This window comes from Candidatus Portiera aleyrodidarum (assembly GCF_902713745.1).
Lineage (GTDB): Bacteria > Pseudomonadota > Gammaproteobacteria > Johnevansiales > Johnevansiaceae > Portiera > Portiera aleyrodidarum_D.
Genome location: NZ_CACTJB010000002.1, coordinates 132,243 through 144,760 on the forward strand (window position 1 = coordinate 132,243; position 12,518 = coordinate 144,760).

The following is a 12,518-nucleotide window of genomic DNA, read 5'->3' on the forward strand; positions in this document are numbered from 1 at the left end:
AAATGTTTTATATAGATTTTTTTAAAAAAAAAAGAAGTTTAAATATCTCTTGTGAAAATTCATTTAATAAATATTTTGATTCTTTAAATTTTTCAATGCATTTATTTAATGTAATATAAAAACATGGCCACCTAAGTTTTATTTTAGGTATTATATTATGTCTTAAATAATTACGATCAAACTTTAGATTGAAATTTGTTTTATCTTCAAACCAATTAAGCCTATTTTTTTTTATATAATTATTTATTGTATTACGTTTTGTATTTAATAAAGGTCTAAGTAAAAATCCATAACCCAATTTACGTTTATAAGGAATACTTGATAATCCAGAGGTTCCACATCCTTTAACTATTTTTAACATCAAATTTTCTATTTGATCATCATTGTTATGTGCTATAAAAATAACATCATTTTTATTTAAATAATAAGTAAACCAAAAATATCTAAAATTACGAGCTGATAATTCTTTATTTGTTATATATTTGTTTTTGTTTTGTCTTTTAATTATTAAAGGAATATTAAACCTATTACAAATTTCAATACAAAACTTTTCACAATTTTCAGAGTATTTATTCATGTAATGATTAACATGAATAGCATATACTTTAGGTATTGAATTATTTTGTTTTAATTTTTTTAATGATTTATATGTTATCTCTAATAAACATATACTGTCTCTACCTCCAGATAAAGCAATCCATAAGTTTTTTATATTTAAAGATTTGATTAGTGAATACAAATAATGTTGTGATAATTGCTGCATAAGTTTTTTATATTTTAAGATTTTCTTTAATTAAGAATTTAGAAAAGTTATATTTAATCCTAAATTATTTTTCGCCTTGTAATATTTCTATATTTTTAAATTGTTTAACATATTCACAGTTTTTATAGTCTATATTCTTAAATAAATCCTTAATTCCCATTATTATATTATTTTTATTCTGATAACCAATTTTTATTGCACTATTAATCGTATACCAATTTTTTATCTGAGATGGACCAATCTTATCAAAGCTACCAGAAAATATTAAAGCAGATAAATTACGTTTATTTAAAAATTTTAATTCTATACATTTACAAAAATCAAATAAATCATAAAATTTACCATATTTTTTTCTAAAACTAATTATTTTTTTTATAAATTCTTCACCTATTCCTTTTATAGCGCCTAATCCATAAATAATATTATTTAGTGCATTTACACTAAATTTATACTTACTTATGTTTATATCAGGAGAAAAAATTTTTAAGTTCATTCTTTTACATTCGGCTAGACTTTGTATTAATTTATCTAAATTAAATAATTCTGTGGATAAAACAGAGGCCATATACTGGCTAGGATAATTACTTTTCAACCATATTGTTATGTAAGAAATTAAACCATAAGCAGTTGAATGCGATTTATTAAAACCATAACCTGCAAATTTCTTTATAAATTCAAAACTTTTCATTGCAATATAATGTTTTATGTTATTATTAATGCAATTTTTTAAAAATTTTATACGATATTTTTTAATATTTTTATTTTGATCTTTTTCTATGACACGACGAATTAAATCTGATTTTCCAAGGCTAAAACCCGTTAATAACTTAGTAATTTTCATTACCTGTTCTTGATATAAAATTATTCCATAAGTTGACTTTAAGATTGGTTTGATTAAGGTATTCAAATTTTCATAATTTATTTTTTTACCATTTTTTCTTCTTATAAATTCATCTACCATTCCTGAATTTAAAGGACCCGGTCTAAATAAAGCGATCAAAGATATTATATCATTTATATTATTTGGTTTTAATTTTTTTATTAATTCTTTCATACCTTGTGATTCTAATTGAAAAATAGAATAAGTTTCAGCTTTTTTTAACAATTCAAAAGATTTTAAATCATTTAAAGGAATATTATTAAACTCTATTGTTTTTTTTATTGATTTATTTATTAATTTGAAAGTATAATAAATAACTGTTAAAGTTCTTAAGCCTAAAAAATCAAATTTAATTAAACCTAAATATTTTATATCATTTTTATCAAATTGTATTATATTTTTTCCTTGATTATCACATAATATTGGAGAAAAATTAATTAATTTTGTAGGAGCAATTATTATTCCGCCCGCATGTTTTCCTATTCCTTTAATTATACCTTCTAATTTTAAAGACATTATCCAAATTTCATTAGCTTCTTCATTATTTTTAATTAAATTTTGTAATTCTAATGATTTATTAAACGCTTTCTTTAAATTCATGCCTAAATCAGAAGGTATTAACTTTGATAATTTATAACCAAACCAATAAGGTTTCCCTTTTACTCTAGTCACATCTCTAATTACAGATTTTGCTGTCATTGTGCTAAAAGTAGCAATATGTGCTACTAACTTGTTGCCATATAAATTAGTTACATAGTTTATTACTTTATCACGTTGTTCCATACAAAAATCGACATCAAAATCAGGCATATTAATTCTTTCAGGGTTCAGAAATCTTTCAAATAAAAGATCATATTTTATAGGATCAATATCTGTTATTGTTAACGAATAAGCAACTAAAGATCCAGCTCCTGAACCTCTTCCAGGACCTACAGGGATATTTGTTTTTTTTGCCCATTTAATAAAGTTCATAACTATTAAAAAATATTCAATAAATCCCATAGTAACAATAGAATTAATTTCGTCATATAATCTATTTTTATATTTGATAATGTTGTTTATTTTTAATAAATTATTTGTTATTAACAGATTATTTAATCCTTTATTTGATAAATATATAAAAAATTTTTTTCTATTTATATTTTGAGACAAACTAAAGTTTGGAAAAAATACATTTTTTTGATGTAATGTTACATTACAACGAATTGCAATCATTATACTATTTTCAACTGCTTCTGGAACATCTTTAAATAAAGTAATCATTTCTTTTGGCGTTTTAAAATATTGTTCTTTACTATAATCTTTTTTATTTGCATTGTTAATTACTTTACCTTCATTTATAGAAACTCTTGTTTGATGTGTATCAAAGTCTTCTTTTTTTATAAACATTACATCATTAGTTGCAACAACAGGAATGTTTGTGTTAATAGCTAAATCAATTGATTTAGCTAATAGTTCTTCTTCATTTTGTAAACCTATTCTTTGTATTTCTAAATAAAACCTATTATTAAATACTTTTTTCCATTTATTTAAAGTTAAAGTAGCTTTTTTTATATTTCTTGAATGTAATAAATAACCTATTTCACCTTTACTAGCTCCGGAAAGAACAATTAAGCCTTTTGAAAATTTAAATATATATTTTTTTGTTAAGATTCCTTTTGACGACAAAGTAATTAATTTAATTAAATTAAAATAGCCTATATAATTCATAGCTAAAAAAGTTATTCTATATAACTTGTTTTTAGAATTTAGTTGTAAATCACAACCAATTATTGGTTTAATTCCACATTTTAAAGACATTTTGTAATATTTTATTAAACTAAATATATTATTTTTATCAGTTATACAAATAGCAGGTATCTTAAGTTTTTTTATATTTTCAATTAAAGATTTTACTTTGATAATACTATCTATTAAAGAAAATTCACTATGAAGGCGTAAATGAATAAAGGTATTCATAATATTATTGTTTAAGATTTATTAAATCTTTTTCTTTTATCTTTTTGTTTAATAAATTTTTATGTGTTTATATATTATCAGTTACTTGTTGTAAATTTCCTTCTAAAGTAATGTCTTATCTTTATCAATATATTTAGTTTTAACTTTTTTACCTTTTTTTATTACGTCGTAAAAAATACTTTACTCTTTTCTGCAAATGATCTCGCTTTAAGAACATAACTTTTACATATGTGTTATGTTGTTGTTGAGGTGTTATATTAAGTTTAAGTTTTGGATTGTTTTTCTTTAAGTTGTAATGTTTTAGATTGATGTGTTATGTTTTAACTTAACATGACACTACACTAATAACAACTTACATTACACTACACAAACAAACTAAACTCAAACTACACTAATTTGGATTAATATATTTTAAGTTGTGTTGCTTTAAGTTAATTAAAGTTGATTTGTAATGTAATGTGTTGCTTTGTAATGTTATGAGGTTTAGTTGTGTAATGTTGTGTTGCTTTGAGTTTGAGTGTGAGATGAGATGAAGTGTGTTATTGTTTTTGTTTTATTTTTTGGATTGGATTGGATTGAGTTTCTTTTAGTTTGGGTTTTGAATTGTAAGTTTTTGAGTTGTGTTAAATTAAATTAATTTAAGTTGTGTTGTTATGTTGGTTTGTAAGTTTTTTGATTGTTTTGTTTTAAATTGAGGTGTGGTATGTTTTGACTTGTGTTGAATTGTAATGGATTGAAGTGTTTTAAGTTGTGTTGTAATGTTTTTGTTTTGATTAAGTTAGTGTGTAATGATATGTTTTGTTATGTGTTGACTTGTGTTAATATAAGTTAATGCTTTGTAAGTTGTTTAAGTGTTGTTTAAAGTTTAGTTGTAATGGATTAAAAGTTGTTGTGGTTGAGTTAGTGTGAGATGAGTTGAGTGATGTTGTTATGATATGTGTTATATTTTGTATTGTTTTACATTAAGTTAATATAAGTTTAGTTGTTATGTGTTGTGTTGATATGCTTTGTGTTGTGTTGTAATGGTTTGGTGTTGTGTTAATTTAAGTTGTTATGTGTTGTTTTTTTGATTGGTTTGTGTAAGTTGTAATGGTGTGGTTTAGTGTATTGGTTTAAGTTGTTTGGTTTTAGGTTTTAATATAAGTTTAGTGTTGTTGTTTTGGTTTTGAATTGTTTTAAGTTGTGTTGTTTTTGGTTTGTTTTGAGTTAGTGTGTTTTACATTAAGTTGTATTAATTTAAGTTTTGTTTTTTTAAGTTAGTGTAGTTGTTGTAGTGTAAGGTGTTGTGTAAGTTGTGTTAATGTGTTATGTTTTGGTTTTGTTTTAAATTGTTTGGATTGATTGTTTTTGGTTTTGGTTTTGTTTAAAGTTGTAATGGTTTTATTAACTTAACTTGAATGTTTAAGTTGTTATGTAATGTGTTTTAATTGAGGTGAGGTGTGTTGTTTTTGGTTTGTGTTATTATTTTGTATTAAGTTAGGTAATTTAAATTAAATTGAGTTAATGAGTTGTGGTGTAATGAGATGAGATGTAATGTTGTTTAAGTTAGTGTATTTTGTGTTTGTTTTTAAGTTGTGTTGTAAGGGGTTGGTGTGGTATGTTTAGTGGTGTTATGGTTTGGTTTTAAGTTTTTAAGTGTTGAGGTGTGTTGTTTTAAGTTTTGTAATGTTTTAGATTGGTCTGTTTTGAAATGAATTGATTTGTTTTGTTTTAATTTTATTTTATTTTATTTGTTTTGAGTTGTTTTGAAGTGTTTTAATATATTTTAAGTTGATTTGTAATGTGTTATTTTGTGTTTTGTTTTTGGTTTGTTTTTGAGTTAAGTTGTTATGTTTTTAAGTTGTTTAAGTGTTTAGTTGTAATGTTTTATTTTGGTCTGTTTTTGTTATGTTTTGGATGTAATGATTTGAGGTTTAGTTAAGGTGTGTTGTATTTTGTTTTGTTTTAAGTTGTTTTGGATTAATATAAGTTGTTTATGGTTTGTTATGTGTTGTAATGTTTTTGTTTATTTGTTTTGAGGTGTAATGGTGTGTTTTGGAGTTGTGGTGTTATGGATTTTAGTTTTTTTATTTTGGTAAATGTGCAAGCAAAATAAAATATTAATTTAATGTTATGTGTTTTTTATTAAAATGGGTTTGATTTATTTCTATTTTAATTTAAACTAGCTTTTTTTTATTTGTTATTTGTTCATTAATAAGTTAAGTTTATTATCTAAGTTTTACTTATTAAAGTTTTTTTTGTTTGCAATATATATGTTTAAATCTTTTTATAAAATAAAACCATATAAATGTTATATAGTATTTCTGGATTTAGTTTGTTGTATGTATTTTAGTTTTTTTTGGTTGGTTTGTACAAAGTGTATTAAATTTAATACTTTTTTTAGTAACTTTTCATTGAAATATTTGTTGGCTCTGTTCTGTCTCCATTATGACTTGCCTATTTCAAATCTAAAAAATTTAAGTATTTTACTGTTTTGTGATAAATAATTTGAAATTTTATTTTTAGGATCTTTTATAAAAAGTTGATTAACTAAACTTTTTTCTTTTAAATATTTTAGTAATTTATTTTTTATTATTTTATTAATGATTTTTAAGGGTTTATGTTTTATCTTAGATAAGATAAAAGTTTTTTCTTTTTTTATTTGTTCATTTGCAAAAGCTTTAATATAAATGACAGTTGGATTTGTAGCTATAATTTGCATGGCAATATCCTTTGCAATTTGTACCTGACAATTTGTTATAATTACAAAAGAACCGATACGATTTTTATGATTATAATAACCAATAGTATTTGCATTTGTCTTGAAGTTTTTAAAATTAAGTAATATTAAGTTACGGACTATAATATTTTCATTTAATTTTGTTACTAAGTTTATTCTATCTGTTTCTAATTTATCATGAATTAGTTTTATTATAGTTTTTTGATTAGTATATAAACCTTTATTAGCGATTTTATTTACAAAACGTATAAAATTAACATCGTGTGAAACAAAATCTGTTTCACAATTAAGTTCTACCATTAACAAAACCAAAGTTTTTGACACTTTTATTTTTATTATTCCTTCATTTGGAATATTTTCTTTTGATTTTATTTTGTATATATTAAGTAAATAATTTATAGCTTCTTTTATATTACCTTTATATTTATTAAGTACTTTTTTGCAAGTCATAATACCCAAACCAGTACTTTTTCTTAATTTTTTTATTAATTTGATGTTTTTCATAAAATGTTCTTTCCATCTTCTAAAAAGATTTATTTACAATAATTGGCTATGATTTTAGTATATATTTTTATAGCATTTATAGAATCGTCATTTCCGGGTATTATATAATCAATACCATCTGGATTTGAATTGGTATCAACAATTCCAATAACTAATATACCTAATTTATTAGCTTCATTTATAGCGATTCTTTCTTTAGTAACATCAATTACGAATAAAGCTTCAGGTAAACCACTCATATTTTTTATTCCACCTAAACATTTTTCTAATTTTTGTAATTTTCTATTAGTTAATATAATTTCTTTTTTTGTTAATTTATTTAACTGTCCATTAATACGAATAATTTCTAATTCACTTAATTTTTTTATTGATTGTCTAATAGTTTTATAATTAGTTAACATCCCACCTAACCATCTTGTGTTAATATAAGGTTGATCCACTTTGGTTGCTTCTTCAGAAATAATTAAATTAGCGGCTTTTTTAGTACCAACAAACAGGATTTTTTTATTCTTTCTTCTAATTTTTTTTATAAGGGAACGAACTTTTTTCAGAGCAATAAATGTATATTCTAAATTTAAAATGTGTATTTTATTATTTATGCCATAAATATATTTTTTCATTTTTGGATTCCAATCTTTCGTTTGGTGTCCAAAATGGGCACCAGCTTTTAATAAATCCTGCAATGTAATTATCATAAAAATCTAATTCCTTATATGTTAAAGTTAAAATTAAAATAATATTATATAACAAAAAATTAACTTCAAATATAAAAATTTATGACCATTAAAATTTATTCGTTAAAAGATATAAAACAATTAATATTTGTAGGAAACTTAGCAGCCAAGATATTAGCATTGATTAATGAATATATTAAATCTGAGATTAATACAGAAGAAATAAATAATATTTGTCATAAATATATAGAAACTAAGATAAGATGTATTTCAGCAACAATAGGATATAAAGGTTATCAACATGCAACTTGCATATCTACAAATAATATAGTTTGTCATGGCATTCCTAATTATAAAAAACAAATAAAAACAAATGATATTTTAAATATCGATGTTACAATTATAAAAAATGGATATTATGCAGATACTAGTTCAATGTATATTGTTGGAAACAAAAGAAAAAAAAAGACTTATAAAGTTTGTAAAAGAGCACAAGAATGTCTAAATAAAGCTATATCTGTTCTTTGTGATGGTGCAAATCTTTCAAAAGTAGGAGATACTATTCAAACACATGCAAAAAAAAATGGATATAGTGTTGTAAAAGAATTTTGTGGACATGGTGTGGGAACTGATTTTCATTTAAAACCTCAAGTTCTTAATTACAATGGATATAATAATAATGATGTTCTTTTAAAACAAGGAATGTGTTTAACCGTTGAGCCCATATTAATCAATAGGGGGACTGCAATTAAAATTTTAAAAGATGGATGGACAACAACTACACAAAATAAAAGTAATTCGGCACAATGGGAACATACATTAATTATAAAACAAACAGGGGTGGTTTTAACAACGATACGTTAATATAAAATGAAAAGTTAGGAGGATAAATTTATTATGATTTTTAGTTTTGGTTTAGGTGTAGCAAGTAAAAATTATAAAAATGAAATTTTAGAAGTTTATTTTCCTCTTACAGTTATATATCCTTTTCCAATGTTAATAAAACAGTTATTAACGAATTTAAAATTTAATTGCAATATTCATTCAAATTGTTTTAATTTATATTTATCTAATAATGATTTATTAATCTTATATTTAGAATTTAAAAATATAGGTGAATTAAAAACAGCAAAAAAAATAAAGAGCTTTATACATTCTAAAACTTTGTTAATTATTACTTTTCTTTTGGATGATAAAAATCCTTTAAGTATTACAGAAAATTTTTTAAAATTACATATCATGTCTTATAAATTATGCAAACCAAATTCAATAAATTTATTTGGTATATTTAACCTTATGAAAACTATATGTTGGACTAATATCGGCCCTATTGACAGTGAAGAACTTCTAGTAACTAAAAATAATTCTAAATTAAATAATATAACTATTACAATTTTTAGTATTGACAAATTTCCTAAACTGACAGATTATATTATACCAGAATGTGTAAGAATAGCTGACACATCAAGAATCCGTTTAGGGGCTTATTTAGGGAAAGGTACCACAATTATGCATGAAGGCTTTTGTAATTTTAATGCAGGGACTAAAGGACCTTGTATGATAGAAGGACGTATTTCATCTGGAGTTTTTATAAAAGAAAATTCGGATCTAGGAGGGGGCTCTTCAATACTAGGGACTTTATCTGGGGGTGGAAAAATTTTAATCTCAGTAGGTAAAAATTGTTTAATAGGAGCTAATGCGGGGTGTGGTATACCCTTAGGTAATGGTTGTATTATTGAAGCTGGCTTGTATATAACTTCAAGTTCCAAAATAGCTATTTTGGATTTAAATAATAAATTACTTAAAATAGTTAAAGCAAAGGTTTTATCTTATAAAAATAATTTATTATTTTTAAGAAATTCTATAACGGGCACAATAGAGTGTCGTAGAAATAAAAAACTAATAAAACTTAATCAAAATTTACATAAAAAAAATTAACCAATGTATTATCTTTTAAATTTAGTATTTAATTTACTTTCAAAAAAATCAATAACACCTAAAGATAACGAATGTCAATTTTTAATTGGTTGTATTTTAAGTAAATTTGGGTTTGAAATAGATGTTTTAAATAAAAAAGGAGTTTATAATTTATGGGCTTCAAAAGGATTTGGAAAAACAACATTATTATTTGTGGGACATACTGATGTAGTACCATCAGGTACAATTAAGGAATGGAAACATCCACCTTTTATACCTTTTTTAAATAACAAAGGATATATTATCTCTCGCGGAATCGTTGATATGAAAGGTAGTTTATGTGCAATGATAAAAGCAACCTGTAATCTTATAAAAATATATCCAAAATACAAAGGTAAAATATCTTTTTTAATAACAAGTGATGAAGAAGGTGAAGGAAAATATGGAACTAACTATGTAATAAATAAAATAATTAAAAGAAAAGAAATAATAAACTCTTGTATTATAGGTGAGCCCACTAGTAAAATTTTTGTCGGGGATACTCTTAAGATAGGTAGACGAGGTTCATTAAATGCAAAGATAATAGTATATGGCATACAATCTCATATAGCATATACCAAAACATTGTTAAATCCAATACATATTTTAATAAATTTAACACATTATTTGTTAAAAATAAAATGGGATAAAGGTAATAAATATTTTTCTAAAACCAGCTTTCAAATTTCAAATTTTAATGCAGGATTAGGTGTTACCAATATGTTACCTAATTATGCAAAATTATTATGTAATTTTAGATTTTCAAATGAGCTTACAGCAAATGAAATAAAAAACAAAGTAAGTAACATTTTTTTATTATTTAATTTGGAAAATAATAAAGATTATAAAATTGAATGGTATATTTCAGGAGAACCATATATAACAAATAAAGGCAAATTATTAAATGCTGTAACGTTTGGAATCAAGTATATTTGTAAGTTACTACCACAAATAAATACAAATGGTGGTATATCAGATGGTAGATTTATAAAAAAAACTTGTAATCAAATAATTGAGTTAGGCTTAAAAAATGATACGATCCATAAAATAAATGAATGTGTTTTCTTTTCAGATATCATACTACTAACAAAAGTATATCAAATCATTATTGAATATTTGTTTATTTATCAAAAGACTAAATGGAGCCAAGGAGATTTGAACTCCTAATTTCCTACATGCAAAGCAGGCGTTCTTCCAATTAAACTATGGCCCCTTTAAATGTATTATAGCAAAAGTTTTATTTCCTAATTGTAAAAAATAATTTTTATTAATTATTAAGCTATAATTTAAATGAATGATTCTATTATTTATTTTAAGTTTTTTATTTTTTAATAAGTCTTTTGCTTGTGAATTATTTTTTACTAAACCTGACTTATTTAAGATATATATAATAGGAACATTTATATATTTTTTTATAATAAATTGAATTTTAGGAATATTGTTTGGAAAGAAATTGTTATTAACTTTATTTCCTATTAAAATTGATGCTTTTTTTGCTATATTTTGATTATAAAAATATGTTATTAATTCAAAAGCTAAGTTTAGTTTAAGTTGATTTGTTTTGATTGTTTGTGTTTGTTTTTGTTTTATTATTTCTATAGTTTTATGTTTATGTTTACGTTTACTTGATAATAAATTAAAATATTTATCAATTAAATTATCATGGATAGAAATAAGCTTTCTGTGCATATCTCCTGGTTTATCTTTTAAATTTATAAAATTATTAAGAGATTTAGACATTTTTTTTTTACCATCGGTTCCTTCAAGAAGAGGCATAGTAATTATATTTTGAGGTTCTTGCTTAAAAATCTTTTGTAATTCTCTTCCTATTAAAAGATTAAATAATTGATCATTACCTCCTAATTCTATATCTGCTTTAAGTACTACTGAATCATAAGCTTGTATTAAAGGATATATAAATTCGTGCATAGAAATACTAAAACCATGTTTATATCTTTTCTTAAAATCTTTTCTTTCTAAAATTTTATATATTGTAAACTTTGAAAAAATTTTAATAAGTCTAAATAAAGATATTTTCTTTACCCATTCTGAATTAAATAAAATTTTTAGTTTGTTAGGACTTAATAATTGAATAATTTGTTTGTGACATTTTATAGCGTTTATTTTTATTTGTTTTTTTGTTAAAATTTTTCTCGTTATATTTTTTCCTGTTGGATCACCTATAATCCCAGTAAAATCACCTAAAATAAATATTATATTATGTCCCAATTCTTGTAAATGTTTTAACTTTTTAAATAAGACAAAATGACCTAAATGCAAATTAGAAGTAGTAGGATCTAAGCCTATTTTTATGTTTAATATTTTTTTAGATTTTATTATTTTTTTAAATTGTTTTTCATTTAAAAATTTTTTTGTATTTAATTTTATTTGTTTTAAAATATTTTTTATATTATTCATATTAATTACATTATTATATAAAATAAATTGGAGTATAAAATATATGGAAAATATTGGTTTATCTTTAATTAATACATTATTTAATTTATATACCTTTATGTTAATGTTACGTTTTGCTTTGCATATTTCTTATGTTGATAAAACGAATCCTATAACACAAAACATAAGAAGAATTACATCTTTCATTGTAAATCCATTAAAAAAATTTATTAAATCTATTGGTTGTTTTGATTTAGCAACATTTATGTCAGCTTTTTTAATTAAAACATTTTCTATTTCTATTATATATTTTTTATATATAAACAGTATCCCACCAATAATAAATTTATTCATTGGTTCATTAGCAAGTGTCTTAAATATTTTGAGCAGATTATATTTTTTTTCATTGATCATAATGACTATTATTAATTGGATATTAAATCATTCAGATCATCCAGGCTCAATTTTCATAATACAAATAACAGAACCTATAATGTTATTATTAAGGAAAATCATTCCACCTATAGGGATAATAGATATTACACCTATAGCAGCGTTTATAATTATAAATTTAATAGATAATATAATTATTTGTCCATTAATAAATTTTGCTTCATTACCATCTTCTATTTTAGTAGGTTATTAAATATATTATATAATTAAAAA

General features: G+C 22.7%; 9 protein-coding genes and 1 tRNA gene. 4 read left to right on the forward strand and 6 right to left on the reverse strand.

The window, feature by feature from the left end; genetic code table 11:
* Positions 1–7: 7 nt before the first annotated feature.
* From tilS to rpsB, 4 genes are all read right to left on the reverse strand, one after another.
* Positions 8–763: a tRNA lysidine(34) synthetase TilS gene (tilS, locus tag H7S46_RS01545; RefSeq protein ID WP_259645840.1), complete on the reverse strand. Its 756-nt coding sequence runs from the start codon at positions 761–763 to the stop codon at positions 8–10.
* A 64-nt stretch (positions 764–827) separates the two neighbouring features.
* Positions 828–3,602 (reverse strand): DNA polymerase III subunit alpha, encoded by a 2,775-nt coding sequence (gene dnaE, locus H7S46_RS01160; protein WP_259645841.1) that lies wholly within the window; start codon positions 3,600–3,602, stop codon positions 828–830.
* 2,425 nt (positions 3,603–6,027) lie between these two features.
* Positions 6,028–6,825: a translation elongation factor Ts gene (gene tsf, locus H7S46_RS01165; protein WP_183043006.1), complete on the reverse strand. Its 798-nt coding sequence runs from the start codon at positions 6,823–6,825 to the stop codon at positions 6,028–6,030.
* Positions 6,826–6,854: 29 nt separating this feature from the next.
* A complete protein-coding gene (gene rpsB / locus H7S46_RS01170; protein ID WP_183043007.1) occupies positions 6,855–7,520 on the reverse strand; it encodes a 30S ribosomal protein S2 in 666 nt (221 codons plus the stop codon).
* 81 nt (positions 7,521–7,601) lie between these two features.
* Between rpsB and map the strand changes: the two genes are divergently transcribed.
* From map to dapE, 3 genes are read left to right on the forward strand one after another with little or no spacing between them, the layout of a single operon-like run.
* The gene (map, locus tag H7S46_RS01175; protein ID WP_183043008.1) at positions 7,602–8,363 is read left to right on the forward strand and encodes a type I methionyl aminopeptidase; all 762 of its coding nucleotides are present in this window, start codon (positions 7,602–7,604) and stop codon (positions 8,361–8,363) included.
* 33 nt (positions 8,364–8,396) lie between these two features.
* Positions 8,397–9,437: a tetrahydrodipicolinate N-succinyltransferase N-terminal domain-containing protein gene (locus tag H7S46_RS01180; RefSeq protein ID WP_183043009.1), complete on the forward strand. Its 1,041-nt coding sequence runs from the start codon at positions 8,397–8,399 to the stop codon at positions 9,435–9,437.
* A gap of 3 nt (positions 9,438–9,440) precedes the next feature.
* Entirely contained in the window at positions 9,441–10,622 is a 1,182-nt protein-coding gene (dapE, locus tag H7S46_RS01185; protein ID WP_183043010.1) for a succinyl-diaminopimelate desuccinylase, read from the forward strand.
* Here dapE and H7S46_RS01190 read toward each other — a convergent pair.
* Positions 10,596–10,668 (reverse strand) — tRNA-Ala (locus H7S46_RS01190). The two genes, dapE and H7S46_RS01190, sit on opposite strands and share 27 nt — an antisense overlap.
* Positions 10,659–11,873, reverse strand: a complete 1,215-nt coding sequence (gene tyrS / locus H7S46_RS01195; RefSeq protein WP_183043011.1) for a tyrosine--tRNA ligase — start codon at positions 11,871–11,873, stop codon at positions 10,659–10,661. The genes H7S46_RS01190 and tyrS overlap by 10 nt, the downstream gene beginning before the upstream one ends.
* A 43-nt stretch (positions 11,874–11,916) precedes the next feature.
* Here tyrS and H7S46_RS01200 point away from each other — a divergent pair, with 43 nt between their 5' ends.
* Entirely contained in the window at positions 11,917–12,498 is a 582-nt protein-coding gene (locus H7S46_RS01200; RefSeq protein ID WP_183043012.1) for a YggT family protein, read from the forward strand.
* Positions 12,499–12,518 lie beyond the last annotated feature (20 nt).